The 25314-nt window shown below is 62.6% G+C and carries 26 protein-coding genes; 13 read left to right on the top strand and 13 right to left on the bottom strand.

All coding sequences use genetic code 11. The features are described 5' to 3' along the window. Nucleotides 1–100: 100 nt before the first annotated feature. Nucleotides 101–1888: an aspartate--tRNA ligase gene (gene aspS, locus LB555_RS04550; protein ID WP_224682439.1), complete on the top strand. Its 1788-nt coding sequence runs from the start codon at nt 101–103 to the stop codon at nt 1886–1888. 228 nt (nt 1889–2116) lie between these two features. Here aspS and LB555_RS04545 read toward each other — a convergent pair whose 3' ends face one another. Beyond that, a complete protein-coding gene (locus tag LB555_RS04545) occupies nt 2117–3307 on the bottom strand; it encodes a hypothetical protein (protein ID WP_015318279.1) in 1191 nt (396 codons plus the stop codon). 331 nt (nt 3308–3638) lie between these two features. Between LB555_RS04545 and parC the strand changes: the two genes are divergently transcribed. After that, nucleotides 3639–5891, top strand: a complete 2253-nt coding sequence (gene parC / locus LB555_RS04540) for a DNA topoisomerase IV subunit A (protein WP_015318278.1) — start codon at nt 3639–3641, stop codon at nt 5889–5891. Between the two features lie 265 nt (nt 5892–6156). Next, nucleotides 6157–7365 carry an AI-2E family transporter gene (locus LB555_RS04535; RefSeq protein WP_023773297.1) on the top strand — a complete coding sequence of 403 codons (1209 nt, stop codon included), beginning with the start codon at nt 6157–6159 and terminating at the stop codon, nt 7363–7365. Nucleotides 7366–7374: 9 nt separating this feature from the next. On the opposite strand, the gene LB555_RS04530 is transcribed toward LB555_RS04535, so the two are convergent. From LB555_RS04530 to LB555_RS04520, 3 genes are all read right to left on the bottom strand, one after another. Next, entirely contained in the window at nt 7375–8271 is an 897-nt protein-coding gene (locus LB555_RS04530; protein ID WP_041163860.1) for a DMT family transporter, read from the bottom strand. 131 nt (nt 8272–8402) lie between these two features. Beyond that, nucleotides 8403–9161: an arginyltransferase gene (locus LB555_RS04525; RefSeq protein WP_015318275.1), complete on the bottom strand. Its 759-nt coding sequence runs from the start codon at nt 9159–9161 to the stop codon at nt 8403–8405. Between the two features lie 139 nt (nt 9162–9300). Further along, on the bottom strand, nt 9301–9771 hold the full coding sequence (locus tag LB555_RS04520) for an RDD family protein (RefSeq protein ID WP_015318274.1): 471 nt from the start codon (nt 9769–9771) through the stop codon (nt 9301–9303). Between the two features lie 204 nt (nt 9772–9975). Here LB555_RS04520 and sthA point away from each other — a divergent pair, with 204 nt between their 5' ends. Together sthA and LB555_RS04510 are read left to right on the top strand one after the other, a co-directional pair. Then, nucleotides 9976–11364 (top strand): Si-specific NAD(P)(+) transhydrogenase, encoded by a 1389-nt coding sequence (sthA, locus tag LB555_RS04515; protein WP_015318273.1) that lies wholly within the window; start codon nt 9976–9978, stop codon nt 11362–11364. Continuing rightward, entirely contained in the window at nt 11340–11708 is a 369-nt protein-coding gene (locus LB555_RS04510; RefSeq protein WP_140718255.1) for a TetR/AcrR family transcriptional regulator C-terminal domain-containing protein, read from the top strand. The genes sthA and LB555_RS04510 overlap by 25 nt, the downstream gene beginning before the upstream one ends. Nucleotides 11709–11735: 27 nt before the next feature. Here the strand turns inward: LB555_RS04510 and LB555_RS04505 are convergent, their stop codons facing one another. Continuing rightward, the gene (locus LB555_RS04505; protein ID WP_140718253.1) at nt 11736–12395 is read right to left on the bottom strand and encodes an alpha/beta hydrolase; all 660 of its coding nucleotides are present in this window, start codon (nt 12393–12395) and stop codon (nt 11736–11738) included. A 201-nt stretch (nt 12396–12596) separates the two neighbouring features. Between LB555_RS04505 and LB555_RS04500 the strand changes: the two genes are divergently transcribed. Then, nucleotides 12597–13793 carry an OpgC family protein gene (locus tag LB555_RS04500; protein WP_224682350.1) on the top strand — a complete coding sequence of 399 codons (1197 nt, stop codon included), beginning with the start codon at nt 12597–12599 and terminating at the stop codon, nt 13791–13793. A gap of 18 nt (nt 13794–13811) precedes the next feature. Here the strand turns inward: LB555_RS04500 and LB555_RS04495 are convergent, their stop codons facing one another. After that, entirely contained in the window at nt 13812–14888 is a 1077-nt protein-coding gene (locus tag LB555_RS04495; protein WP_015318270.1) for a substrate-binding domain-containing protein, read from the bottom strand. 164 nt (nt 14889–15052) lie between these two features. On the opposite strand from LB555_RS04495, the gene LB555_RS04490 reads away from it, so the two are divergent. Both LB555_RS04490 and LB555_RS04485 read left to right on the top strand, forming a co-directional pair. Further along, nucleotides 15053–15196, top strand: a complete 144-nt coding sequence (locus LB555_RS04490) for a hypothetical protein (RefSeq protein ID WP_015318269.1) — start codon at nt 15053–15055, stop codon at nt 15194–15196. A gap of 59 nt (nt 15197–15255) precedes the next feature. Further along, nucleotides 15256–15405 (top strand): hypothetical protein, encoded by a 150-nt coding sequence (locus tag LB555_RS04485; RefSeq protein ID WP_015318268.1) that lies wholly within the window; start codon nt 15256–15258, stop codon nt 15403–15405. Nucleotides 15406–15420: 15 nt separating this feature from the next. On the opposite strand, the gene LB555_RS04480 is transcribed toward LB555_RS04485, so the two are convergent. Both LB555_RS04480 and LB555_RS04475 read right to left on the bottom strand, forming a co-directional pair. Then, a complete protein-coding gene (locus LB555_RS04480; RefSeq protein ID WP_015318267.1) occupies nt 15421–15783 on the bottom strand; it encodes a DUF423 domain-containing protein in 363 nt (120 codons plus the stop codon). A 32-nt stretch (nt 15784–15815) separates the two neighbouring features. Continuing rightward, nucleotides 15816–17069 (bottom strand): MFS transporter, encoded by a 1254-nt coding sequence (locus tag LB555_RS04475; RefSeq protein WP_140661932.1) that lies wholly within the window; start codon nt 17067–17069, stop codon nt 15816–15818. Between the two features lie 115 nt (nt 17070–17184). Between LB555_RS04475 and LB555_RS04470 the strand changes: the two genes are divergently transcribed. Beyond that, a complete protein-coding gene (locus LB555_RS04470; RefSeq protein WP_140661933.1) occupies nt 17185–17850 on the top strand; it encodes a GntR family transcriptional regulator in 666 nt (221 codons plus the stop codon). A 130-nt stretch (nt 17851–17980) separates the two neighbouring features. Next, nucleotides 17981–18214, top strand: a complete 234-nt coding sequence (locus LB555_RS04465) for a DUF982 domain-containing protein (protein ID WP_245262889.1) — start codon at nt 17981–17983, stop codon at nt 18212–18214. Between the two features lie 67 nt (nt 18215–18281). Here the strand turns inward: LB555_RS04465 and LB555_RS04460 are convergent, their stop codons facing one another. Continuing rightward, on the bottom strand, nt 18282–18428 hold the full coding sequence (locus LB555_RS04460) for a hypothetical protein (protein ID WP_015318263.1): 147 nt from the start codon (nt 18426–18428) through the stop codon (nt 18282–18284). A gap of 198 nt (nt 18429–18626) precedes the next feature. Between LB555_RS04460 and LB555_RS04455 the strand changes: the two genes are divergently transcribed. Both LB555_RS04455 and LB555_RS04450 read left to right on the top strand, forming a co-directional pair. Beyond that, nucleotides 18627–19598, top strand: a complete 972-nt coding sequence (locus LB555_RS04455; RefSeq protein WP_015318262.1) for a glycosyl transferase family 90 — start codon at nt 18627–18629, stop codon at nt 19596–19598. 137 nt (nt 19599–19735) lie between these two features. Continuing rightward, the gene (locus tag LB555_RS04450) at nt 19736–20707 is read left to right on the top strand and encodes a glycosyl transferase family 90 (protein WP_224682349.1); all 972 of its coding nucleotides are present in this window, start codon (nt 19736–19738) and stop codon (nt 20705–20707) included. A 23-nt stretch (nt 20708–20730) separates the two neighbouring features. Here the strand turns inward: LB555_RS04450 and LB555_RS04445 are convergent, their stop codons facing one another. Continuing rightward, nucleotides 20731–21774 (bottom strand): aldo/keto reductase, encoded by a 1044-nt coding sequence (locus LB555_RS04445; RefSeq protein WP_140661935.1) that lies wholly within the window; start codon nt 21772–21774, stop codon nt 20731–20733. A 271-nt stretch (nt 21775–22045) separates the two neighbouring features. On the opposite strand from LB555_RS04445, the gene ppk2 reads away from it, so the two are divergent. Then, nucleotides 22046–22966 (top strand): polyphosphate kinase 2, encoded by a 921-nt coding sequence (ppk2, locus tag LB555_RS04440; protein ID WP_015318259.1) that lies wholly within the window; start codon nt 22046–22048, stop codon nt 22964–22966. Between the two features lie 69 nt (nt 22967–23035). Here ppk2 and LB555_RS04435 read toward each other — a convergent pair whose 3' ends face one another. The 3 genes from LB555_RS04435 to hemB form a co-directional block, all read right to left on the bottom strand. After that, nucleotides 23036–23680, bottom strand: a complete 645-nt coding sequence (locus tag LB555_RS04435; RefSeq protein ID WP_140720783.1) for a dihydrofolate reductase family protein — start codon at nt 23678–23680, stop codon at nt 23036–23038. A gap of 144 nt (nt 23681–23824) precedes the next feature. Continuing rightward, nucleotides 23825–23938: a glyoxalase superfamily protein gene (locus tag LB555_RS04430; protein ID WP_411970752.1), complete on the bottom strand. Its 114-nt coding sequence runs from the start codon at nt 23936–23938 to the stop codon at nt 23825–23827. 248 nt (nt 23939–24186) lie between these two features. Then, entirely contained in the window at nt 24187–25218 is a 1032-nt protein-coding gene (hemB, locus tag LB555_RS04425) for a porphobilinogen synthase (protein WP_224682348.1), read from the bottom strand. Nucleotides 25219–25314: the final 96 nt, after the last annotated feature.

Raw genomic sequence — 25314 nt, 5'->3', positions numbered from 1 at the left:
CTTGACAAACCATGCCTCTCATGCGCTTTTCGCGCAAATTTTGGGCCGGGCTGCGATGCTTTGGCCCGCAACTCACAATCCCGGACTTTTATCCATGACCATGCACCGTTACCGCAGCCATACCTGTGCCCAGTTGCGAAAGAGCGACGTCGGCAATTCCGTTCGCCTGTCGGGTTGGGTGCATCGCGTGCGCGACCATGGCGGCCTGCTGTTCATCGACCTGCGCGACCACTACGGCCTGACCCAGATCGTCGCCGATCCCGATTCGCCCGCCTTCAAGGTCGCCGAGACCTTGCGCGGCGAGTGGGTGATCCGCGTCGATGGCGAGGTCAAGGCGCGTTTGCCCGAGACGGTCAACGCCAATTTGCCGACCGGCGAGATCGAGATTTTCGCCCGCGAGATCGAGGTGTTGTCGGCGGCCAAGGAATTGCCGCTGCCGGTGTTCGGCGAGCCCGATTATCCCGAGGACATCAGGCTGAAATACCGCTTCCTCGACCTGCGCCGCGAGACACTGCACAAGAACATCGTGGCGCGCACGAAGATCATCGCCGAGATGCGCAAGCGCATGGGCGAGGTCGGCTTCACCGAATTCTCGACGCCGATCCTGACCGCCTCGTCGCCGGAAGGCGCGCGCGACTTCCTGGTGCCGTCGCGCATCCATCCCGGCACCTTCTACGCGCTGCCGCAGGCGCCGCAGCAATATAAGCAGCTGATCATGGTGTCGGGCTTCGACCGCTATTTCCAGATCGCGCCCTGCTTCCGTGACGAGGACCCGCGCGCCGACCGCCTACCCGGCGAATTCTACCAGCTCGACCTCGAAATGAGCTTCGTCGAGCAGGACGACGTGCTGTCGACCATGGAACCGGTGATGCGCGGCGTCTTCGAGACCTTCGCCAACGGCAAGCCGGTGACGCAGAAATTCCAGCGCATCCCCTACGATGTCGCCATGCGCAAATACGGCTCCGACAAGCCGGACTTGCGCAACCCGATCGAGATGCAAGCCGTCTCCGACCATTTTCGCGATTCCGGCTTCAAGGTGTTCGCCAACATCCTGGCCAACGATCCGAAGGCCGAGGTGTGGGGCATTCCGGCAAAGACCGGCGGCAGCCGCGCCTTTTGCGACCGCATGAATAGCTGGGCGCAAGGCGAGGGCCAGCCGGGGCTGGGCTACATCTTCTGGCGCAAGGAAGGCGACAAGCTCGAAGGCGCCGGCCCGCTCGCCAAGAACATCGGCGAGGAACGTACCGAGGCGATCCGCTTGCAACTCGGTCTTGCCGACGGCGACGCCGCTTTCTTTGTCGCCGGTGATCCGAAGAAGTTCGTGTCGTTCGCCGGCGCGGCGCGCACCCGTGCCGGCGAGGAGCTGAACCTCGTCGACCGCGAACGCTTCGAACTGTGCTGGATCGTGGACTTCCCGTTCTTCGAATGGAACGAGGAGGAGAAGAAGATCGACTTCGCCCACAACCCGTTCTCGATGCCGCAGGGTGGCATCGATGCGCTGAACGGCGAGGATCTGCTCGGCATCAAGGCCTTCCAGTACGACATGGTCTGCAACGGTTTCGAGATCGCCAGTGGCGGTATCCGCAACCATCTGCCCGAAACCATGATCAAGGCGTTCGAGACGGTCGGGCTCGACCGCGCCACGGTCGAGGAGCGCTTTGGCGGCCTCTACCGTGCCTTCCAGTATGGCGCGCCGCCGCATGGCGGCATGGCCGCCGGCGTCGACCGCGTCGTCATGCTGCTGGTCGGCGCGAAGAACCTGCGCGAAATCACCATGTTCCCGATGAACCAGCAGGCTTACGACCTGTTGATGAACGCGCCGTCGGAAGCCTCTCCGCAGCAGCTTCGCGATTTGGCGCTGCGCGTAGCGCCGGTGAAGAAGGACTGACGGGTGCAACTGCCCTTTCTCCCCGTCACTATACGGGGAGAAATGTCCGGCAGGACAATGAGGGGCAGCGCGGATGCTGGCGATTTGCGAGCGATCGTAGCAGCCGAGGCCTTCTGACAGGCAATCGTTTCAGACTGGAATTCATATTCGCAAGCGTCGGCGCTGCCCCTCATCCGCCTGCCGGCACCTTCTCCCCGTATAGTGACGGGGAGAAGGCAGCTAATTCGATCAGTCCTCGTTCGCCTTGACGGTCACGCCGAGCGTCTTCGGCAGGTCGAGCGGGTTGGACATGGCGCCCGCCATGATCAGCGCGAACGGCACCGATGCCGGCGGCTCGGCCGAGATTTCGAGGCTCTTCGGATCGTCGAGATATTTGCTGACAGCCGCCGTAACCTGGGCCGTCAGCTCGGGATTGTTGAGCTGCGCCATGCCGAACGGCACGATTGCCTTGGCTTGGTTGGCGATGTCCTTGGCCGACATGCCCTGCTGCTTGCCGACATAGTCCAGCACCTTGCCGGTCAGCGAATCGTCGTCGAAGCGGATCGATGCGCTGTTGAACGAAAGCTGCTGCAACAGGCCGAGCATGGCCATGCCTTGCGCCGAATTGTCGGCGCCTTCCGGCTGTGCGGCCATCTTCTTCTGCATTTCCTGCAGCGACTTGATGAAGTCGATCGTGTAGCCGCCGAGGTCGAAGGTCATGCCGAGCGTGCCGGCATTCTCGACGGATATGTCGTATTTCGACAGCTCCATCTTGCCGTCCGACGGCTGCCAGGTGCCGGCCATTTCAAGATTGCCCGAAATGTTCTGGTAGCCGAGCGCGTTGATGACGTCCTTGGACTTGGGGTCCTCGACCAGCGAGAGATCGGCCGTGAATTTCTCCGTGTTGGCGGTGAATTCCATCGCCTTGCCGTCGGCGGGCGGCGTGATCTGGATGGCAAGCCCGTCCATCGAAAAAGCGGTCTTGTCGGCGACCTTGACCGTCATGTTCGAGAGTTCAGCGGATTTGTACATCATCAGCGAGCCAAGCGGGCTGGTGGAGCCGTCGGCCGGCACCGTCATGTCGTGGATGACGAAGGGGCTGAGATCCAGGGTGACGCCGTCCTTGCTGTGTTCGAAGGCCGAGGTCGACACGGTGCCGATATCATAGCCGCCATTGGCTTCGGTGATGTTCTCGAGCTTGACGTCGCCGATCGTCAGCGCTTCCTTTTCCGCGGCCGGTTTCACGGACACGCCCTGCAGCACCATGCTGGTGTTGTCGCCGGTCACGCCGGTCCAGGAGATGTCGACGCCCTGTGCGGAGAGTGCTGCCTTCAGCCGGTCCGCGACCGCCGCGTCCTGGGCAAGGGCCGCATTCAGCGGCAGCGTGAGCAAGAAGGTCGAAAGTGCGAATTTCCGGAGAGTTGAGCGGTTGATTGTCATCGCAAGGTCCCTGAGAGTGTCCTGAAATTATTTTTCAATTCGTTGCGCCATCACCATTCCGTGACGAACTGGACGGGAAAAAGGCGTGTCCCGGCACAATGGTCGAAAATCGCGCTGAAAGGCAAACCCGATCCGACCGCTATTGGAGAATGCAGTGAATTTGGCATGAAGGTCGAGCCGCCAGCGTGCTTCGCAATAGATGCGGCATGTAACAGATTGATGTTGGCCGGCAAGCTCGACCTTGCGGTTTTCTGTTGCAGAATTGCGCGCAAATCGACTGGCCCGGTGCGCGCCTCTTGCCGCGAATCACCCGCTCGGCTAGGTGCAGCCCATGGGAAAAAGGCTTTTGCCGCCTGACAATGGCGGCGGCGATCATATCGAACCGGTCGACCTGAAGAAGGCGCTGGAAGAGCGCTATCTCGCCTATGCTTTGTCGACCATCATGCACCGGGCGCTCCCGGATGTGCGCGACGGACTGAAGCCGGTCCATCGCCGCATCATGCACGCCATGCGCCTGTTGCGCCTCAACCCCGACCAGGGGTTCGCCAAATGCGCTCGTATCGTCGGCGAGGTGATGGGCAAGTTCCACCCGCATGGCGACCAGTCGATCTATGATGCGCTGGTGCGGCTGGCGCAGGATTTTTCGATGCGCTACCCCCTGGTCGACGGCCAGGGCAATTTCGGCAACATCGACGGCGATAACGCCGCCGCCATGCGCTACACCGAAGCGCGTATGACCGACGTGGCCACCGATCTGCTTGCCGGCATCACCGAGGACGCGGTCGACTATCGGCCGACCTACAATGAAGAAGACGAGGAGCCGGTCGTGCTCCCCGGTGCCTTCCCCAATCTCTTGGCCAACGGCTCGTCCGGCATCGCGGTTGGCATGGCGACCTCGATCCCGCCGCACAATGCCGCAGAGCTCTGCGACGCGGCGCTGCATCTGATCGAGCATCGCGATGCGCCGGTGGCGAAGCTGATGGATTTCGTCCAGGGCCCGGATTTTCCGACCGGCGGCATCATCGTCGACAGCCGTGCCTCGATCCTCGAAGCCTATGAGACCGGCCGCGGCGGGTTTCGCGTGCGGTCGAAATGGAACCAGGAAGACCAGGGCAGGGGCACCTGGAGCATTGTCGTCACCGAAATCCCCTATGGGGTGCAGAAGGCGCGGCTGATCGAGAAGATCGCCGAGCTGTTGATGGCCCGCAAGCTGCCGCTGCTCGAGGATATCAGGGACGAAAGCGCCGAGGACATCCGCGTCGTGCTGGTGCCGAAGAGCCGTTCGGTCGACCCAGGCATCCTGATGGAATCGCTGTTCAAGCTGACCGAGCTCGAAAGCCGTTTCCCGCTCAACATGAATGTGCTGTCGCGCGGCAAGGTGCCCAACGTGCTGTCGCTGAAGGGCGTGCTGCAGGAATGGCTGGACCACCGCCGCGACGTCCTCATCCGTCGCTCGAAATTTCGCCTCGGCGAGATCGAGAGGCGGCTGGAAATCCTTGCCGGCTACCTGATCGCCTATCTCAACATCGACGAGGTGATCAGGATCATCCGCGAGGAGGATGAGCCCAAGCAGGTCATGATGGCCCGCTGGTCGCTCACCGACACCCAGGCCGAAGCGATCCTCAACATGCGGCTGCGCGCCTTGCGCAAGCTGGAAGAATTCGAGATCCGCAAGGAATTCGACGGCCTGACCGCGGAGAAGAAGCAGATCGAGGCACTGCTGGCGTCCGATGCCAAGCAATGGTCGACCATCAAGTGGGAAGTCACTCAGGTTCGCGACAAGTTCGGTCCGGAGACCGAGCTCGGCAAGCGCCGCACGCAGTTCGCCGACGCGCCCGAGCACGACCTGACCGATATCGCGCACGCCATGATCGAGCGCGAGCCGGTCACCGTGGTGGTTTCGGAAAAAGGCTGGCTGCGGGCGATGAAGGGCCATCTGGCCGATTTTTCGACGCTGACCTTCAAGGAGGGCGACAGCCTCAAGCTCGCCTTCCATGCCCAGACGACGGACAAGGTTCTGGTCTTCACGACCGGCGGCAAGTTCTATACGATCGGCGCCGACCGGCTGCCGGGCGGCCGCGGCCATGGCGAGCCGATCCGCATCATCGTCGACATGGACAATGACCAGGACATCGTCACCGCCTTCGTCCACGATCCCAAGCGCAAGCTGCTGCTCGCCTCTTTCGACGCCAACGGCTTCATCGTTCCCGAGGAAGAGGTGGTCGCCAACACCCGCAAGGGCAAGCAGGTGATGAACGTCAAGGCGCCGGACGAGGCCAAGCGCTGCGTGCCGGTCACCGGCGATCACCTGGCCATCGTCGGCGAGAACCGCAAGATGCTGGTGTTCGCGCTCTCGGAAATTCCGGAGATGGGTCGCGGCAAGGGTGTGCGGCTGCAGAAATACAAGGACGGCGGCCTGCTCGACCTCAAGCCGTTCACGCTGGAGACCGGTCTCTCCTGGCAGGATTCGGCCGACCGTACCTTCACCCGGTCGCGCGAGGAATTGGCTGAATGGATCGGCGCCCGGGCGTCGGCGGGACGGATGGTGCCTAAGGGATTCCCAAGGACTGGGAAGTTCGGCTAGAAGCTGCCGATCTCCTCCCTCGTGGGGGAAATGGCCGGCTGGCCAGAGGAGGCGCTGTCCCGCCAGCGCATCAAATGGCTGGCTACACCTCTCGCAATTCTCGGTCCTTAAGATCAGATCAGAGGTTCACGCCCCCTCTGTCCTGCAGGAGATTCCCCACGAGCGGGGAGATTGGCAGCTGCGCCATCACCATTTGGAGTATCGTCACGATTGCTGCACTATATCGGTGCATAACTGACCGGATGGGCCGGGGAGAACAGGGCGTTTGAAGGAAGCAAAGATCCAGAAGCCGGAACGGCAGCAGCGCCTCTTCGGGCTGTCCACACCGCTTCGTTCGGCCGTCATACCGCCGCTCTCGGCGGCGCGCTGGCTGCTGGTGCTGATCGTTGCCGCCGGCGTCTATTTTTTCCATGGCTTCCTGTTCCCGGTGCTGGCCGCCCTCGTTATCGCCTTCGCCAGCTGGCCGCTCTACCGACGGCTGCTGGTCGGCGTCGGCGGCAACCGAACCATCGCCGCCACATTTGCCATCCTGTTCATCCTGGCCTTCCTGGTGATACCGATCGCGCTTGCCGGCACCTATGCCATCAACGAGGTGCGCGAATGGGTCGGCTGGGCGATAGAGACCAACCGCCACGGTGCGGTGACGCCGCACTGGATCGCCACCCTGCCTGTGGTGGGTGAATGGCTGAACGAGCAGTGGACGACCAATCTCGGCCATCCCGGCGGCATCGGCGAACTGATCCAGCTGGTCAGCGGCGCCAATATAGGCAGCATCTACCGCGGTGCGCTCGCCGCCGGCGGCAGCGCTTTCAGCCTCTTTCTGACGCTGCTGTTCATGATGATCGCCCTGTTTTTCGCCTATCGCGACGGCGAGAATTTCGCCGGCCAGATCGACCGCCTCGGCGAGCGCATCCTGCCCACCCGCTGGGAACGGATCTCGCGCGTCGTGCCGGCGACCATTTCCTCGACCGTGACCGGCATGACGGTAATCGCCATCGGCGAGGGACTGGTGCTGGGCATCGCCTACTGGCTGGCCGGTGTGCCGTCGCCGGTGACGCTCGGCGCGCTGACCGGCGTGATGGCGCTCATCCCAGGCGGCGCGCCATTGTCCTTCACATTGGTCTCGATCTACCTCGCCGCCAGCGGCTCGCCGATGGCCGGCCTGGCGCTGTTCATATGGGGCACGGTCGAGCTGTTCATCGTCGACAAGACGTTGCGCCCCAAGCTCGTCGGCGGCCCGATAAAACTGCCCTTTCTGCCGACCTTTTTCGGTTTGATCGGCGGCGTCAAGACCATGGGTTTCCTCGGCCTGTTCATCGGCCCGGTGCTGATGGCGCTGCTGGTCGCGATCTGGCGCGAGTGGCTGCGCGAGGTGGAACTGGCCGACGAGATCGTGCCGCCGAATGAGATCGAAGCCGGTCCACAAATCGAGGTCCTGCCCGAGCCCAGCGTGGTCAAGAAAGCCAGCGCCTGATCTCGACCTCTACGCCGGATGGTGCACCGCGAGGTCGCCGCGCCGCTTGCGCCCATCATGCAACTGCCAGAGCGAATGGGCGACGAGCGTGACGATCAGGATGCCGCCGCCGATCAGGCTGTTGCGGGTCGGCGTCTCGGCAAAGATCATCCATACCCAGATCGGCGCCAGCACGGTTTCGAGCAGGTAGAACATCGCCACTTCCGGTCCTGAAATGTATTTCGGCCCGGCGGCGAGGCAGAAGAACGAGATCGGCATGATGACGGCGCCGTTGAAGATGATCCACCATGGCGCGTTTACGTGAAAGCCTTCGCCGCTCACCATGAAGGCCGCCAGCCCAAGCGGCAGAAGTACGCCGATCAGCGAGGTGAATCCCATATCTTTGCCGCTGGCTCGCGAGAGGGTGATGGCCACCGCGATGAAGAAAGCCGAGCACAGCGCCATGAAATCACCGAACAGCTTGCCGCTGCCAACCGAACCGCCGACGATGACCAGCACGCCGAGGATCATGACCAGCATGGCCGCGATCGTCACCGCTCCCGGCCTTTCCCGTAGGAATATCCAGGACAAGAGTGCGGCGAAGACGGTGTTGAAGGCCAGGATGAACACCAGGTCGGCGGTCGAGGTGTGGAAGACCGCGGTAACGAAGGTGATCGAGGTCAGCCCATAGCATATCGCCACGATCAGCCCGGACCAGCCGGGGATAAGCGGCGGGACATTCCGGCTCAGCGCGCGCCAGACCGACCAGATGATCATCGCGGCGATGAAGGTGGTTCCGGTTCGCAGCAAAAGGATGGTCCACGCGCCGCCATCCGCAAGGCGGATCAACGGTATGTCGACGGTCAGTATCAGTCCGCCGATGGCGGTTATCAGAAGGCCCTTCTGGTGATCATGGTGAGAGGACATGCAGGAACTTTCGCAATTGAATTGCAGGCGGCCGGTCGGCGCAAGCGCGCACTCTCTCCAGCCGAGCGGCTGAAAGACCAGCATCCCCTGCCTTGAAACAGTTTAAGCGTGGATCGGGGGAAAACTCAGCGTCAGACCGCTTCGTTGGTATAGCGCTCCCAGCCTTTTGGGCCGAGATGCTCCTGCGGCATGAAGCGCATCTTATAATTCATCTTGCGCGAACCATTGACCCAGTAGCCAAGGTAGACATGGGGCAGCCCCATCGCCTTGGCACGGGCGATATGGTCGAGGATCATGAACGTGCCGAGCGAGCGGCTTTCGAAATCGGGATTGAAATAGGAATAAACCATCGACAAGCCGTCGGCCATCTTGTCGGTGAGCGCCACCGCTATGAGTTCACCCTGGCCTTTGCCGGTGATGAAGGTGTCGGGTCCGCGCCGCCGGTATTCGATCACCTTGGTGTCGACATGGGTATCCTCGACCATCATGGCGTAGTCGAGCACCGTCATGTCGGACATGCCGCCGCGGCGGTGGCGGGCATCGAGATAGCCGCGAAACAGTGAATATTGTTCGGTCGAGGGCTCGGCGTTGTGCATGGCGCCGACGAGGTCGGAATTGTGCTGCAGCACGCGCTTCATGTTGCGGCTGGCGGTGAACTCCTGTGCCAGGATACGCACCGACACACAGGCGCGGCAGGTCTCGCAGGCTGGTCTGTAGGCGATGTTCTGCGAGCGCCGGAAGCCGCCTTGCGTGAGCAGGTCGTTCATCTCCGAGGCCTTGTCGCCGACCAGATGCGTGAACACCTTGCGCTCGAACTGGCCGTCGAGATAGGGGCACGGCGACGGCGCGGTCAGGAAGAACTGCGGCGACTGGGTCGGGTGCTGCGTCATCGAGCCTTGGAAACACTCCTTCGAATCGCTCTACCTTTGGCTCCGGCGGCGAAAAATTCAACAGGATTGTGAAGGTGTGGGCAACTCAACACCTTCACATTTACGCTCAAGGGGGCTGCGGCTTTGCTTCAGGGCGGTTTCAGCGGCCGGTGCGGCTGACGACAGTGCCGAGCAAAAGATCGTGCAGCGTGCGCTTGCGGTCCGAGAACAGGGTCACCAGCAGGACCAGCGGCGACAGGATGACGTTGCCGGCCCAGAACAATACGGAATGGACGACCGCGGTCAGCCCGTCGATGCGGGTGCCGTCGAGACGGTCGAGGCGAATGCCCATCATCTTCATGCCCGTGGTGGCCTGGTCGGCGCTGCCCAACGTGTTCCAGATGTAGAGGATGGCGACTGCCGGCACCAGGACGCCGAACAGCATCCAGCCCAGGCCGAGGGTCAAGAGCCCGAGGAAGAACACCAGGATGGCGACCGGAATGCTCAGCAGGCCAACGATGAGATAGTCGAGCACGAAAGCCAGAATGCGCCTTGTGCGCACGCCTTCAAAAGCCCTGACATCGTCGAGCCGGGTGTTGATGATTTCGCCGTCGAGAACGCGAGCGTTCATGTCATTTCCTCGTAACAGGGGCCTGCTTAGCCTGCGCCCCACCGCACCAGAAATGGTGAAGGCTCATGGTGGAATCAAGATCGGACCGTTTCGCCGCGGCGCCAGGCGGGACAGAATGGGCTGAGGGTCCGAAGCGGTTGAATTTGCAGCACGGATGGCGTTAGCTTGCTGCGGCGCAACAAGACGCCGAGGGGACGGGGCAATATGGACTACGACATGCTGGTCATCGGCAGCGGCCCTTCCGGCCGCCGCGCCGCCGTGCAATCGGCCAAACTCGGCAAATCGGTGCTGGTGGTCGACCGGGGCCGGCGCCTTGGCGGCGTCTCGGTGCACACCGGCACCATTCCTTCCAAAACGCTGCGCGAAACGGTGCTCAATCTCTCGGGCTGGCGCGAGCGCGGCTTCTATGGACGCGGCTATCGGGTCAAGCAGGATATCTCGGTCGGCGACCTGATCGAGCGCCTGCACAAGACGCTCGACCACGAGGTCGAGGTGCTGCAACACCAGTTCATGCGCAACACGGTCAAAAGCGCGCGCGCGGCGGTGAAATTTCTCGGCTCCAACAAGGTCAGCCTGACATCGGACAATGGCGACTACAGCGAAGTCGGTTTCGCCAACGCACTGATCGCCGTGGGCACCAGGCCGCATCGGCCGGCCGACGTGCCCTTCGACAAGACCCGTGTCTTCGACAGCGACGAAATGCTTGAACTCGACCGCCTGCCACGCACGCTGACGGTGATCGGCGCCGGCGTCATCGGCGTCGAATACGCCACGATCTTTTCCGCGCTCGACGTACCGGTGACGCTGGTCGAGCCGCGCAACTCCATCCTCGATTTCGTCGACCGGGAGATCGTCGACGATTTCATCCACCAGATGCGCGACCGCGGCATGACGATAAGACTGGGCAGCGCGGTCAAGGAAATCCGCTCCAAGCCGGATGCCGCCGAAGTGGAACTGGCCGATGGCCGCACCATCCGCTCCGAGGTCGTGCTCTACGCCGCCGGCCGCACCGGCAATGTCGGCAGCCTCGGCCTCGACGTGGTCGGCATCGAAGCCGACTCCAGGGGCCGCATCAAGGTCGATCCCCAGACTTTCCAGACCAGCGTGCCGAACATCTACGCGGCCGGCGACGTCATCGGCTTTCCAAGCCTCGCCTCGACCTCCATGGAGCAGGGCAGGGTGGCCGCCTGCCATGCCTTTGGCGTGACCCTGCCCGCGCCGCCGGAAACCTTTCCCTACGGCATCTACGCGGTGCCGGAGATATCGACGGTCGGCCAGTCCGAGGAGCAGGTGCGCCAAAGCGGCGGCGCCTATGAGGTTGGCGTCGCGCGCTTCCGTGAGACGTCGCGCGGCCACATCATGGGCGTCGACACCGGCTTCCTGAAGCTGTTGTTCTCGATCGAGACGCGGCGCCTGCTCGGCGCGCACATTGTCGGTGAGGGCGCCACCGAACTCATTCATATCGGCCAAGCGGTGATCAATCTCGGCGGCACGGTCGACTTCTTCGTCAACAACACCTTCAACTATCCAACCCTGGCCGAGGCCTACAAGATCGCCGGCCTCGACGCCTGGAACAGAATGGGAAGAGGGTAGCCCAGTCTGGTGCAAGTTCGGGGGGAGCCGTACACTCCCCTCCATTCTGTTGCCACTTCGAGCGGCTGCTGGAATTCCTGGCGGGCGAGGGCATGGCGGCGGTTCCAGCCATGGAATTGCTGATGACGGTCGGCCGCTACACGGTCGGCTGTGTCATGGAGGAGCAAGCCGAAAATCCGTCAGGTCCGGGGCGTGGCGAAGCGCTGGATGCGGCGGCGCATGATCATCCGCTTTTGCATGAAGCCTTGGTGCACTACCGTGCCGGCGGACACGAGGCGCTGTTTGAAAGCGGGCTCGCCCTGCTGATCGCCGGGGCAGAAGTTCGAATGGTGGCCGAACGCTGATTGGGCAGCGAGCGGTCGCAAAGGCGGTCAGCCTCCCTGTGCCGCTCCGGCCAGCCATCGCTCGACGATCGCGGCGTCCGGGTCGCCGATTTCGTGGCCTGATGGAACGATCCGGGCGTCGATCTCGCTACCGTGCCGGCTGAGCAGCGTCACCAGCGCCAACGCGAAAGGCCCGTAGGTCTCGTCCGCCGCCCCGGCAATGATCAGCGTCCGTGTGCCCATGAGGTCCGTTGAAGGCACCTTGTCGAGCACCGGCATTGGCCTCAGCAGCGCCGCGCTCCGGACAATGCCGGGATGGAGCAGCATCAGGCTCGAAACCAGATTGGCGCCGTTCGAATAGCCAAGGAATGTCGCGTGGGCGAGATCGAGCCCATGGCGCGCGGCGACTTCGCTTGCGAATGCCGCGAAGGCGGCGGTTTCGACACGGATGCTTTGCTGGCCGAAGCGCGTCGGCGTGATTCGCTCGAACCAGCGAAAACCGTCCTCCTGCGGGATGCGGCCCCGTACCGCGATCAGGGGGGCGTCGGGCGCGATGCGCCTCGCCAGCGGCACCATGCTTGTCTCGTCGACACCCGATCCATGCAGCAGGAACAGGCACGCGCGGCCGCTTTTGCCGGCACCGAGGAGGCGATAAGGAAAGGCTAGATCCAGCATCGGAGGGCCATTTTCGACACTGGCGCCAGTCATACCGCATCCTGTTGATTATATGAGGTTTCGCTCAATTTGCCGGCTTCAAAACGCAATATTTTCATGCTCCGCGAAAGTTGATTGAACCAGGCTCATTGCGGCCCGTTTCTGCGCCGATACACTCCCTGTGGGAGGAATCGAAGCGGTGCGTCGGGGGTCGCATTGCTGGACATGAACAACCAGCTTTGAGGCCTTTTGTCGATGACTACCCCTGTTTCGCCAGATCGCGATTTGCGTGTCTTGGAACGCGACCCGCGTATCGATGTGCTGCGCGCGCTGGCACTGCTCACCATCTTCGTCGACCATGTGCCGGGCACGGCTTTCGAGACCCTGACCTACAAGAATTTCGGGTTTTCGGACGCGGCCGAGGCGTTCGTGCTGATATCAGGCATTTCGGTCGCACTCGCCTACGGCACAAAGTTCCGGCCGGGTGGCCGGCTTCTGGCGACCTTGAAAATGTGGCGGCGGGCCGGCGTGCTCTACGTCGCCCACATCGTCACGACGATGGTGGTGATGGCCCTGTTCTGCGCCGTGGCGGTGTTTGCCAAGCGGCCGGAACTGCTGACGCTCATCAACATCGAGCCCTTGATGAAAAACACGCCGCAAGTGCTGGTCGGCATCGTCACGCTCGGCCATCAGCTCGGCTATAACAATATCCTGCCGGTCTATGCGGCGCTGCTTTTGATGGCGCCGGCGTTCGTCCTGTTCGTCAGCTCCAGGCCCGCCGCGGCGCTTGTCGTGTCCGGCACGCTATGGCTGGTTGCCGGAATTTGGGAGATCGCTCCACCCAATTACCCCGAGCCCGGTTTCTGGTTCCTCAACCCGTTGTCCTGGCAGCTCCTGTTCAACATCGGCCTTGCCGCCATGCTGCATGTCAGGCGCGGCGGTGTCATTCCGGTCAACCGCTGGCTTGTCGGCGCGGCCGCGACCTATGTGCTGGCGGCTCTGGTGTGGGTGCATAGCCCGCTCTGGGGACAGATAACGTGGTTCAACCTGCCGGTGGTGATCGGCGGCTTCGACAAGACCTTCCTGTCGTTGCCGCGGCTGTTGCACATCCTGGCGGTCAGCTACCTCGTCGTCGCCCTGCCGACGGTGTCAAACCTGTTCCGCACCAGCCCCGACCATCCGCTGGCCATACTGGGCAAAAGATCGCTGCCGGTCTTCATCGCCGGCACGGTGATCGCCATGGTCGCGCAGGTGATGAAGCTGATCAATCCGGGCGGGCTCGTCTATGACAGCCTGCTGATATCGGCCGGCATCGCCATGCAGTTCGCGCTCGCCTTCTATCTCGAATGGCTGTCGACCATCGGCGGTTCGGGCAAGGCCCGCACGGCCCAAACGGTTCCCGCGCCGGTTCGTGCGCCTTTGGGGACTGCCATGGCAAGAGCCAATCGGTAGGCGGTTCGGCCGTGCGGTTCAGCCGCGTGGCGAAGCCGTCGAGGCTCGCACGATCAGTTCGACCGGCAGTTGATGCCGGCTGACCGGCCCGTCGCTCTCCAGGATCGCCCTGACGGCAAGGCGGCCCATCTCGGCAATCGGCTGGGCGATCGTGGTCAATGGCGGCTCGGACACCGCTGCTTCCGGAACACCGTCGAAGCCGACGATGGAAACGTCGTCAGGCACGCTCAGCCCGCGTGCGCTCAGCCATTCGAGCGCCACCAGGGCTATTCTGTCCGACATGGCCAGAATGGCGGTGGGCGGCGTGTCGGAGGCGAAGATGGTCTCGAGCCCCGCCTTCGTGCTCGCCACGTCGTTGGCGGTCTCGTAGACAGGCACTTTGGTTATGTCGACGCCAACCCGCGAAAGCTCCCGGAGATAGCCGGTGAGGCGGTCGCGCGTTCCGGCATAGGTCGCCGCCCGAACCTGTTCGGCCGAAACAAGGCCCGTCCTGTTGTCGGCGAAGGGCAGGGCCATGACGGCGAAGCGGCGATGGCCGAGATCCGTGAGATGGCGGGCCGCCATGCCGGCGCCGGCGATGTTGTCGACTCCGATCGCGGCGACCGAGCCGTCCTCGGAGTCGAGGTCGAGCGCGACGAAGGGCAGCTTGCGCTCACGTGCCAACTCCACTAGGCGCGAGCCACCTTCGATGCAAAAGACGATGAAGCCGTCGACCAGAGCGCTCTGGATGTTCCAGGCAAGCTGCTCGTTGTTGGCGGCCGAGACCAGGGAAATGCCGGCTCCGGTCGCATCGCAAGCTTGCGAGATGCCCGCCATCATGACGCGCGCAAACGGATCGTCGAAGAAATAGGAGAGGGGCTCGGCGGTGGCCACGCCGATGGCGTTGACCTTGCCGGCCCGCAGCAGCCTGCCCTTTGGATCGGGGCCGCCATAACCCATTGCCTCGGCCGCGGCGCGAACCCGTTCGCGGACTTCCTCGCGCACGATCTCGGGGCGGCTGAATACGTTGGACGCGGTGCCGTGCGAAACACCGGCGGCCTTGGCGATGTCGGCCAGCCGTACGGGTCGTCGATTGCCTGCGGTGAGTGACGCCATTTGTGCGTGCCTCCTGACATCCATGTAGCACGTTCTTCCGCCGCATCTAGTATTTTCGTTGGATCGATTCAAATTTTGCTTGACCTGCGCCGGTTTCGATCCTAGATTTGAATCGATCCAAGTGGCAGCTTGTTCTGCTGAATAGCCAAAAAGGGAGGAGCGCCATGCATCCCGTCAACTACCTGTTCGCCGACATCTACCGCAACGACTGGAATATCGGGTCAGCCACCAACAAGGCTAGGCATCGTGGTGAGACGGGCCCATGGGTTCGCGATCTTCGCTTCTTGGTGGCGCGCAAGCGGAGCTGATCAAACCGGCTTTTTCGCGCCCGACGATTGGATCGATTCAAAGACAAGGAGGATGAGTCATGCATCCCATCAAGCATCTGTTCGAAGATATCTACCGCAACTACTGGGGCATCGCACCGGCCACCGAGCGACCGGAAGCGCGACGGCGGGTGAAACCTGCTGTTGGCGGCCGTGCCCTTTGGGTCCGCCCGGAACGCCGCCGGGATTGACCTCAAGCAATCATTTCAGGGTCGTGGACGTGCCACGGCCGAGATCGCTATCGCCAGCCAGCCTGCAATGAGCAGGGTGCCGCCGATCGGCGCCGACATCGGAAACAGCCTTGAGCCCCAGAAATCGCGGGCGAGAAGATCGCCCGCGAAGAGGAGCAGCCCGGCGAGCAGAACGAGGCTGGCGATGCGCAGCCAGCGGTTCGCGCCGATAAGGCCGATGGCGAGGAAGACCGGCGCATGCATCAGCAGGAACGACGCGGCGGTGCCGGTAAAGGCGCCGCCGCGGTGGGCGGCGGCCGCCGAAAGCGCCACCCCCGCCGCGCCGACGAGGCCGCCGGCAAGCACGAGGAGGCGGCTGCCGTTTGGATCGGGGTTCATGGCCGGCGTGCTCCTTCTTTCTTCAGCAAGCGTCAGGGCTTGCGCGCTTCCAGCGCCATATGCCGCGTCCGCCGCGACTGGACGGTCCAGTTGTAGGCCGCCCCGAGCGCCATCAGCACCGACGTGCCGAGAAACACCGCCGGCATGCCGAAATGGCCGCCCACAAAACCGCCGGCCAGTGGCCCCGCGACCTGTCCGACATACTGCGCCGAGATCGCCAGGCCAAGCACGTTGCCGCCAACGCCGTCGGGGATGTTGTGCCTGATGACACTGGTGATGCAGGGCAGGAGGCCGCCCAGCGCCAGGCCCATCAGGAAACGCAGGCCGATAAGCTGCCAGCTATTGGTGACAAAAGCCTGCGGGATAAGGAGCAGCGCCGAAACCGCCAGTGCTCCCACGACAACGTTCCAGTGCCCGATCCGGTCCGCGAGCTTGCCGAGCCAAGACGCCGAGAGGATGGTGCCCAGCGCGGCGGCCGACATCACAACGCCGGCGACGAGCGTCACCCTGCTCTGGTCCTCAATGAGCTGCTGCACATAGACGGTGATGATCGGCTCGATCGACATTGTGGCGAAGGCGAGCAGCATGCCGGTGGTCAGCATGGCCACGACCGGGCGCTTGTCCGGGATCTGCGACCAGCCGCTTTTCGGTTTTGCCGCCGACACCGGTTTGGCTGGCTTCGGGCGCGGGCTCTCCTTGATGAGGAAGGTCGTTGCCAGGAAGGCGAGGAAGATCACACCGCCTGACAAGAGGAAGGTGGCGCGAATGCCGATCACCGGCGGCAGCACGCCGCCCAACAGGGGACCGACCAGCGAGCCCGCCGTAATGCCCGCCGACAGCACGCCAAGCGCCCAGCCGGAACGCTCCTTCGGCGTCTGCATGGCCACCAGTATGGTTGAACCGGAGGAATAGCCGCCCGCGAAGCCGATCAGCAGGCGCAGCAGAACCAGTTGCCAGACCGTCTCGACCATGCCCGTCAGCGACATGCAGATCGCCATGCCGAAGGAGGCGCGCACCAGCATCACCTTGCGCCCGTAGCGGTCACCCAGGCGCCCCCATAGCGGCGCTACTGTGGCCGCGGCGAAGAAGGTGGCGCCATAAGCGACGCCGGACCACTGCACGATTGCCGCGTGGCCCTGTGCGCCGAGCTGTTCGACATAGAGCGGCAGGAATGGCAACAGCAGGGTCATGGCGATGAGCGTGCTGAACGAGCCCGCGAAACAGACCGCGAGATTGCGCCGCCAGTGAATGTTGTAGCCGCTTTGCTGCGTGTCTTCCTGCGTCATGCCCTGCCTGCCCGGTATCAGCGCTTGTTGCGGATACCATTTTGGGATACCAAATTGGTCTCCGTCATGAACTTCACGCCGGCCGCTGTCAATGCGGCTTCGGAAAGGGCGCGCGATGTCGCAGATGCAGAATGTCGAACGGCAGCTTCGCGAGATGATCCTGGCGCTCGAGATCGGGCCGGGAGAGCGGCTGACCGAACGCTGGATCGAAAGCCAATTCGGCGCCTCGCGCACGCCTGTCAGGGCGGCGCTGCTGCGGCTGGAGACCGAGGGGCTGGTCGGCAGGGACGGGCGCGGCTGGACCGTTTCGCCCATCAATCTGGCCGAACTCGAGCAGGTTGCGGTCTATCGCGAGGCGGTCGAGATCGCGTCATTGCGGCTGACGTGCGGGCAAGCCGACAAGAGCGCCATCGATGTCATCGAGGCGATGCTCGATTCCTGCGACGAAGATACGCCGCGCGAGGAGTGGCATCGTGTCGGCATGGATTTTCACATCGAGCTGGCGCGGCTCTCCGGCAACGAATTCCTGTTCCGGGCGGTTCGTGACGCGATGACGCGCCTGTCGCGCGCCCGCTGGCTGGAAGTGCGTGACGAGACGGCCCTTGGCCGTGCCTGGGTCGAACATCGCGCCATTCTTGCCGCGACACGCCTCGGTCAGGCTGATGAAGCCGCGCGGCTGCTGTCGGCCCACATCATCGGCAGCCGTGATCGGCTGGTGACGTCGCTTGCCAACGACCGACGTGGCCTTCGCGCCAGGGGATTTGCCGTCGTCGCCGCTTAGTGCGGTCCATGCGCTGCGGCGCGCTGGCCGGAAAAACAGACGGGTCTGACGTGAAGCGCACTTTCGGCCTCGCTTCAAGGAAGCCGATGGCGTAAGAGCGGCGATGGAAAACAACCGGTTTGAAACACCTGTGACCGTCAAATCCGTCACGGCGGGAAGCACTCAGCTCTTGCGTTCGGCAAGGGAGGCTTCCGATTACCTCCTCAACAACTGGCCCGGCAAGCGCAGCCCCAAGCATCGTGCGGCGCTGCAGGCCTGTCACGACGCGCTCGCCGGCGACAAGCCGGCGATGAATGCCAGGCGCGCTTTCATCGCCGCGGCGCGGGAAGTGGATGTCTTCATCAGCGACAAGGCGCCAGCCTGATATTAGCTCGCGGTTTGGGCTGACAATTGGATTTGAGGCTCGGCCCGCATTAGCGGGCCGGATGCCGTTAATCCTTCGTTTCGGTCTCAGTCTCGGTTTCAGGCTTCGTACGTTCGCGCGCGGCAACCTTGGCCGCCAGCTTTTCAGCCTTCTTGGCCGCTTTCTGGCGGTCGCGCTCCTTGCGTTCCTGATCGTAGTTTGGTGCTCGCGCCATGTCGGCTCCTTTTTGTGACTGCCTTGCGGCCCTGAGCCTGCCTAGGAGCATTAGCCGTCAAACACAACAGCCGAAGCGACAATGCGTGGCTGCTGGCATCGAAGAGATGCGGGCGCTTGCCAGATCGGCGCCACAATGATGTAGGACATGCGGGCGCCATGAATTGAGAACCGCCCGTTTGTTTTGATCAAGTGACCGATGGCCACAATTTCGCGGACCGCAGCAAGAGTTTTCTATTATGCGAGAAACGTCGCGCGCGATGTCGCTCCGCAAGCGTTGTTTCGTGCCCGGCTGGCTGGCCGTCTCGAAAGGGCCAGGCTTTCCGGTGAGGCGGCGCGCCGCAGGCTGAATTACTACAACAAGTTGCAGGATGGTTTCGCGCCAAGCGCCGATGCCATGCGCATCGGCAAACTGCCCTTCACGCCGACCATGTACTATTACGACCTGAAGGAGTTCGCCCGCTACTTCGATCCCGGCCTGCTCATCGACCTGGAATTCGGCGACGTCAGGAATGTCCCCAAGGTGCCTTCGATCGTCAAGGACCGGCCAATCTGTGCTGACGACAAGAACGCGATCATCATGAAACTCGACAAGTTTCGTCATTTCCAGATGCCGGCTGACGCGATGTCGTTCGCCGACAAGCTGCCGTCCGTTGTCTGGCGCGGTGATCTCAACAATCCGATCAGGACAAGATTTCTGAACGCTGTGCGCGACCTGCCGTTCTGCGATGCCGGTTCGCACAAGCCGAACGCACCGCCCGAATACGCCAGGCCTTTTCTCAGCATCAGCCAGCACCAGCGCTATCGCTACATCGTCTCGCTCGAGGGCAACGACGTGGCGACCAATCTCAAATGGATCATGAATTCGAAGTCGCTCTGCATGATGCCGCCGCCGACCTATGAGACCTGGTTTGCGGAGCGGCAGCTCGAAGCCAACGTCCACTATGTGCCGCTCGCGGCGGATTTCTCGAACCTTGAGGACCACGTCGCCTATTTCGAGCGGAATCCGGCGGAGGCGGAGCGCATCATCGCGGCTGCGAACGCCTATTGCCGGACATTCGACGACGAACAGACCGAGCAGACGATCTCCCTGCTGGTGCTCTACAAATACTTCGTGCTGTCGGGCCAGATCAAACCGGATGCCGAGGTGTGGCGCTACATAACGGGCTAGTTGCGGCGCTCGGTCGAGGCCGCCAGCCGCATTCGGGCGCTATCGGAATGCGTGGCTGGATGGTAGGGCAATCATGCTGCGGGAACCATCCCGACCTTCACTTGTTCAACCGCGTTTATCTTTGATCAAAAGAGTCCATGGCCACCCTCCAACGAACGACGGCAAAGGTCTTCTACTATGCGCGGAACGTCATGCGCGATATCGCGCCCCAGGCGATCTTCCGGCGGCGATTGGCCAGCCGCCTGCAGCAGGCCAGGCTCTCGGACGAGGCCGTGCGCCGGCGACTGAATCACTACAACAAGCTGCAGGACGCTTTTACACCAGGCCCGGATGCTGTGCGCATCGACAAGATACCGTTTGAACCGAGCATGTACTATTACGACCTGAAGGAATTTGCCCGCTATTTCGATCCATCATTGCTTATCGACCTGAAGTTCGGTGATGTCATCGGCGTGCCCAAGCTGCCGACCCTCGTCAAGGACCGGCCGATCCGCGCCGACAACGGCAATGCCGTCGTCATGAAGTTCAACAAATTCCGCCACTTCCACATGCCCGTCGATACCGTCGCCTTCGCCGACAAGCGCCCTGCCGTGGTCTGGCGCGGCGACCTCAACAACCCGATCAGGACACGGTTCCTGGATGTCGCGCGCGACTTGCCGTTCTGCGATGCCGGTTCGCACAAGCGCAGCGCACCGGCTAAGTACAGCAAGCCTTTCCTCAGCATCAGCCAGCACCTGCGCTATCGCTACATCGTCTCGCTGGAGGGCAATGACGTGGCGACCAACCTCAAATGGATCATGAATTCCAACTCGCTCTGTCTGATGCCGCCGCCGACCTACGAAACATGGTTTGGCGAGAGCCAGCTCGAGGCCGGTGTCCACTATGCGCCGCTCGACCCGGATTTTGCCGATCTCGGCGAAAAAGTGCGCTATTTCGAAGCGCACCCGGCCGCGGCGGAGCGCATCATCGCCGCAGCCAATGCCTATTGCCGCAAATTCTCCAATGAACGGGACGAGCATGCGATCTCGTTGCTGGTCCTCTACAAATATTTCGTGCTCGGCGGCCAGATCGAACCCGATCCCGAACTCTGGCGGTTTATCGGCAGCTAACTCTGCTCTCGGCCTGACGCCGATCAGATATCGCTGCGGTCGAGAACCAGGTCGGCGGGGCCGAAGCGATCCTTCGCTGTCAGTTGCTGGTGCCAGTAGGGGTAGAGCAGAGCCGGCCGGCTGACCGCGTCGAGGCGCTGGCGTTCTTCGGTGCCGAGCTTCAGGGCCGCCGCCGCAAGGTTGTCCTTGAGCTGAACGTCATTGCGGGCACCGATCACCAGCGAGGAGACGGCAGGGCGTCCAAGCAGCCAGGCGAGCGCCACCTGCGCCGCCGAGACGCCACGATCCTTGCCGATCTCGACCAGCACATCGACAATCCGCCACAGCCGGTCCTCGTCGCGGATCGGCGGCTCGGACCAGCCGGCAAGCTGGCGAGCGGTCGGGCTGTCGCGGCGGTATTTGCCCGACAGCAGGCCGCCGGCGAGCGGGCTCCAGACCAAAACGCCCAGCCCCTGGTCGACCGAGATCGGCAAGAGCTCGTACTCGGCCTCGCGCGCTTCCAGCGTATAGTGGATCTGCTGGGTGACGAAGCGTTGCTGGTGACGGCTGTCGCTGATGGAAAGCGCCTTCATCACCTGCCAGCCGGAATAGTTGGAGCAGCCGATGTAGCGCACCTTGCCCTGGCTGACCAAACTGTCGAGCGCGGCAACGGTCTCCTCGAGCGGAGTGAGGCCGTCCCATTGGTGGACGAAATAGATGTCGATGACATCGGTCTTCAAGCGCTTCAGGCTGCTCTCGCATTCACGGATCAGATGATGGCGCGACAGGCCCTCGTCGTTCGGGCCCTTGCCGATCCGCATCCGCGCCTTGGACGCGATCAGCACATCGTTCTTGCGCTTGCCGCCGAGAGCTTCGCCTATGATCTCTTCGGAGAGGCCGTTGGAATAGACATTGGCGGTGTCGATGAGGTTGATGCCGGCATCGATGCACATATCGATCATCCGCTTGGCTTCGGCGAGATCGCTGTTGCCGACCGCGGCGAAGGGCCCGGCGCCGCCGAATGTCATGGTGCCAAGCGTCAGTGTCGAAACCTTCAGGCCGGAACGGCCAAGGGTGCGGTATTCCATGTCAGATCCTCACGATTTTGTTGAAGAGGCGTGCCGGCAAGGCAGGCCTGGAAGGCGACCGCGCATTTGTAGGACAATTCGGCCGGCTTGTCGCCATGCGACGACGGTCGATCGATCGTACATTGCGGAATTTGAAACGCCGGCAATTGCGCCTGTGCTGCAATAAAACCGTCACTGCCGGCCTATATTGAAGTCGGCTCAGGTGTTTCCATTGGCCAGCAATTGGAGCGCCCAGTGGTAACCGACAGGGCTTGCAAGCGGAGCAGTTGATATGACCGAGCTGAAACAGAATTCCCCTGCCAAGGACTGGCTTGAAGCCGAGCTCGCCGACACGCTCGACGAGGACTATGAGCTCGAAATGTCGGAGCCGGCCCTCTCGATGGAGATCGCCAAGATCTACAAGAACTCGCATCCGCCTTCGATCGATCGCATGCAGTATTTTCGCGACCTGATCAGCCTCCAGTCCGAATTGATCAAGCTGCAATCCTGGGTCGCCTACCACAAGAAGAAACTGGTGGTGATATTCGAGGGCCGCGACTCCGCTGGCAAGGGCGGCGTCATCAAGCGCATCACACAGCGGCTCAATCCGCGTATCTGCCGCGTCGTGGCGCTTCCGGCTCCGACCGAACGCGAGAAGTCGCAATGGTATTTCCAGCGCTATGTCCCGCATTTGCCGGCAGGCGGCGAGATCGTTTTGCTCGACCGCTCCTGGTACAACCGCTCCGGCGTCGAACGGGTAATGGGTTTTGCCAGCCCCGAGCAGGTCGAGGAGTTCTTCCATGACGTGCCGGAGTTCGAGCGCATGCTGGTGCGCTCGGGCATCACCGTGGTCAAATATTGGTTCTCGATCACCGACGAGGAACAGCAAATGCGCTTCCTGATGCGGATCCACGACCCGATGAAACAGTGGAAGCTGTCGCCGATGGACCTGCAGTCGCGGGTGCGCTGGGAACACTACACCAAGGCCAAGGAGGAGACCTTCGCCCGCACCAACATTCCCGAGGCGCCCTGGTTCATCGTCGAGGGTAACGACAAGAAGCGCGCGCGGCTGAACTGCATCGACCATCTGCTCAAGCAGCTGCCGTATGAAGAGGTGCCGCACGAGGAGATCACGCTGCCGGAGCGCGTCTTCAACCCGGAATACGAGCGCCAGGTGCTGCCGCGCGAGCTTTACGTGCCGGAGAAGTATTGAGCGAGAGTTTTGTCTTTCTCCCCGTATAGTGACGGGGAGAAATGGGCTTTCGTCGAGGGTTTCGCCACCTTACGCCCGCTTGATCACCACGTGCGTGGCCAGTGCCGTCGCCACCTGTTCGCCGCACTGGTAGCCCAGATTCAGCATGTCGAGGCCCGCAAAAAGGTTCTCGCCTCTGCCAAGCAGCACCGGCGAGATCGCCAGGTGCATCTCGTCGATCAGCTTTTCCTGCAGATACTGCCGGATGGTGGAGACGCCGCCGCCGACCCGCACATCCTTGCCTGACGCGGCGGCTTTGGCTTGTTCGAGAGCCGAATGGATGCCGTCGGTTACGAAATAAAAAGTCGTGCCGCCTTCCATCACGATGGGATCGCGCTTGTAATGAGTCAGCACGAAGGTCGGGACGTGATAGGGCGGATTGTCGCCCCACCAACCCTTCCAGCTGTCGTCAGGCCACTCGCCCCGGATCGGCCCGAACATGTTGCGGCCGAGGATCCAGGCGCCGACATTCTCGAAGCTGCGCGCCGCAAAGTCTTCGTCAACGCCTGTCTCGCCGCCTTCCTGGCCAAACATCTTGCGGAAGGTGCGAGTGCTGAAAGCCCATTTGTGCAGGGCCGGTCCGCCGACACCGAGCGGATTTTCAAGGCTCTGATCGGGACCGGCGCCATAGCCGTCAAGCGACAGGCTGAAAGCGTTGACGCGAAGTTTGGACATGAGGACCTCCTCCTTGAGAACCGGTTGTATTTTGCAAGTGGTTTCTTCTAGCAAACTGATCTTGAATTGCAAGCGGTTTTCGAGGCGGAAAAAAGGTATTTCCGAATCTTGCCGCCAAGCTACGGTCGCCGCCTCATTGGCCGGTCAGTGGCGCGCGACGATCTCAAGGGCCTCGCTGTGCCTGATCGGCAGGTCGCGGGCGGCAAGCGCCTCCCGCATGGCTTTCGCCATCGTCTTGGCATCGCGATAGGCAAGCATGTCCGTTTCTTCGGGTCACGGCGAAGCCTTTGTCAGTGCCCGCAATGCCGACACCTTCGCCCGACGGTGAAACGGGTCAGGAAGCATCCTCAGGAGGCGTTCGCCATACCTCTTGGCCGAGGTGCGGGCTGCCGGCCGCTCCCATCATAGCTGCAGCCGCCAGTTTTTGTCAGCGGGTTTTCGATAGAACCGCCGACCAGTCGAAAGAGTGGTGACATCTACTGAAGTGCCTTGCCCGGGAAGCCGGGCTACCCCTTCAGCATCACAGCCACTTCGGGTGCGAAATAGGTCAGGATGCCGTCGCAGCCGGCGCGCTTGAAGGCGAGCAACGATTCCAGCATCGCCTTCTCTCCATCGATCCAGCCATTGGAATCAGCCGCCTTGATCATCGAATATTCGCCCGAGACCTGGTAGGCGAAGGTCGGCATCTGGAATTCGTCCTTCAGCCGGCGGATGATGTCGAGATAGGGCAGGCCGGGCTTGACCATCAGCATGTCTGCGCCCTCGGCGAGGTCCTGTTCGGCCTCGCGCACCGCCTCGTCCGAATTGGCGTGGTCGATATAATAAGTCTTCTTGTCGCCCTTGAGCAGACCGGCGGTGCCGACCGCCTCGCGATAGGGGCCGTAGAAGGCCGAGGCGAATTTGGTGGCGTAGGACATGATCGCCACGTCCTGGAAACCGCTGGCGTCGAGCGCGTCGCGGATGGCGCCGATACGGCCGTCCATCATGTCGGACGGCGCGATGATGTCGGCGCCGGCCGCTGCCTGGATGACGGCCGCCGCCGCGACCTGTTCGACGGTCTCGTCATTGACGATGATGCCATCGCGCAGGATGCCGTCATGGCCATGGCTCGTGAACGGGTCGAGTGCGGCGTCTGTGATGATGCCGATCTCGGGTACCGCGTCTTTGATGGCGCGTGTGACGCGGTTGATGATGTTTTCAGGGTCGAGGATGTGGGAACCCGTCTGGTCGCGCAGGCCGAGATCGACGTTGGGGAAGGTGGCAAGGGCCGGGATGCCGAGCTTGGCCGCCCGTTCGGCCTCCTTGACGGCAAGGTCGACCGAAAGCCGGAAGACGCCGGGCATGGCGGCAATCGGCTCTCGGACATTCCTGCCCTCGACGACGAAGATCGGCCAGATCAGGTCGTCGACCGAAAGCCTGTTCTCCTGCACGAGCCGGCGCGACCAGTCGGCCTTGCGCATGCGGCGCAGGCGGCGGCTGCCGGTGACGTCATCGACGCTGCGCGCGCCGGCAGCTTTTGCTGGGGTGAATTTGTTCATGGCCAAAACTCCGGATCGGTGGCTTTTACCACGAGCCCTTGGTGCTGACCAATGCGACACGTTTGTGCCAGTGCCGAAAGCTCCCTGTAGCGCTGT

The organism is Mesorhizobium sp. BR-1-1-10 (genome assembly GCF_020165595.1).
Classification (GTDB): Bacteria; Pseudomonadota; Alphaproteobacteria; order Rhizobiales; family Rhizobiaceae; genus Mesorhizobium; species Mesorhizobium australicum.
The sequence above is the reverse complement of the archived record's forward strand: the minus strand, read 5'-3'. Positions and strand labels throughout refer to the sequence as shown.

Excerpts from the sequence above, each read along its gene's own strand:
- LB555_RS04525 (WP_015318275.1), bottom strand. The coding sequence starts at position 9,161 with ATGACGCAGCACCCGACCCAGTCGCCGCAGTTCTTCCTGACCGCGCCG.
- LB555_RS04505 (WP_140718253.1), bottom strand. The coding sequence starts at position 12,395 with ATGACTGGCGCCAGTGTCGAAAATGGCCCTCCGATGCTGGATCTAGCC.
- aspS (WP_224682439.1), top strand. The coding sequence starts at position 101 with ATGCACCGTTACCGCAGCCATACCTGTGCCCAGTTGCGAAAGAGCGAC.
- LB555_RS04485 (WP_015318268.1), top strand. The coding sequence starts at position 15,256 with ATGCATCCCATCAAGCATCTGTTCGAAGATATCTACCGCAACTACTGG.
- LB555_RS04490 (WP_015318269.1), top strand. The coding sequence starts at position 15,053 with ATGCATCCCGTCAACTACCTGTTCGCCGACATCTACCGCAACGACTGG.
- LB555_RS04455 (WP_015318262.1), top strand. The coding sequence starts at position 18,627 with ATGGCCACAATTTCGCGGACCGCAGCAAGAGTTTTCTATTATGCGAGA.
- LB555_RS04460 (WP_015318263.1), bottom strand. The coding sequence starts at position 18,428 with ATGGCGCGAGCACCAAACTACGATCAGGAACGCAAGGAGCGCGACCGC.
- LB555_RS04435 (WP_140720783.1), bottom strand. The coding sequence starts at position 23,680 with ATGTCCAAACTTCGCGTCAACGCTTTCAGCCTGTCGCTTGACGGCTAT.
- sthA (WP_015318273.1), top strand. The coding sequence starts at position 9,976 with ATGGACTACGACATGCTGGTCATCGGCAGCGGCCCTTCCGGCCGCCGC.
- parC (WP_015318278.1), top strand. The coding sequence starts at position 3,639 with ATGGGAAAAAGGCTTTTGCCGCCTGACAATGGCGGCGGCGATCATATC.
- LB555_RS04445 (WP_140661935.1), bottom strand. The coding sequence starts at position 21,774 with ATGGAATACCGCACCCTTGGCCGTTCCGGCCTGAAGGTTTCGACACTG.
- hemB (WP_224682348.1), bottom strand. The coding sequence starts at position 25,218 with ATGAACAAATTCACCCCAGCAAAAGCTGCCGGCGCGCGCAGCGTCGAT.
- ppk2 (WP_015318259.1), top strand. The coding sequence starts at position 22,046 with ATGACCGAGCTGAAACAGAATTCCCCTGCCAAGGACTGGCTTGAAGCC.
- LB555_RS04450 (WP_224682349.1), top strand. The coding sequence starts at position 19,736 with ATGGCCACCCTCCAACGAACGACGGCAAAGGTCTTCTACTATGCGCGG.
- LB555_RS04475 (WP_140661932.1), bottom strand. The coding sequence starts at position 17,069 with ATGACGCAGGAAGACACGCAGCAAAGCGGCTACAACATTCACTGGCGG.
- LB555_RS04500 (WP_224682350.1), top strand. The coding sequence starts at position 12,597 with ATGACTACCCCTGTTTCGCCAGATCGCGATTTGCGTGTCTTGGAACGC.
- LB555_RS04480 (WP_015318267.1), bottom strand. The coding sequence starts at position 15,783 with ATGAACCCCGATCCAAACGGCAGCCGCCTCCTCGTGCTTGCCGGCGGC.
- LB555_RS04545 (WP_015318279.1), bottom strand. The coding sequence starts at position 3,307 with ATGACAATCAACCGCTCAACTCTCCGGAAATTCGCACTTTCGACCTTC.
- LB555_RS04520 (WP_015318274.1), bottom strand. The coding sequence starts at position 9,771 with ATGAACGCTCGCGTTCTCGACGGCGAAATCATCAACACCCGGCTCGAC.
- LB555_RS04470 (WP_140661933.1), top strand. The coding sequence starts at position 17,185 with ATGTCGCAGATGCAGAATGTCGAACGGCAGCTTCGCGAGATGATCCTG.
- LB555_RS04430 (WP_411970752.1), bottom strand. The coding sequence starts at position 23,938 with ATGCTTGCCTATCGCGATGCCAAGACGATGGCGAAAGCCATGCGGGAG.
- LB555_RS04495 (WP_015318270.1), bottom strand. The coding sequence starts at position 14,888 with ATGGCGTCACTCACCGCAGGCAATCGACGACCCGTACGGCTGGCCGAC.
- LB555_RS04530 (WP_041163860.1), bottom strand. The coding sequence starts at position 8,271 with ATGTCCTCTCACCATGATCACCAGAAGGGCCTTCTGATAACCGCCATC.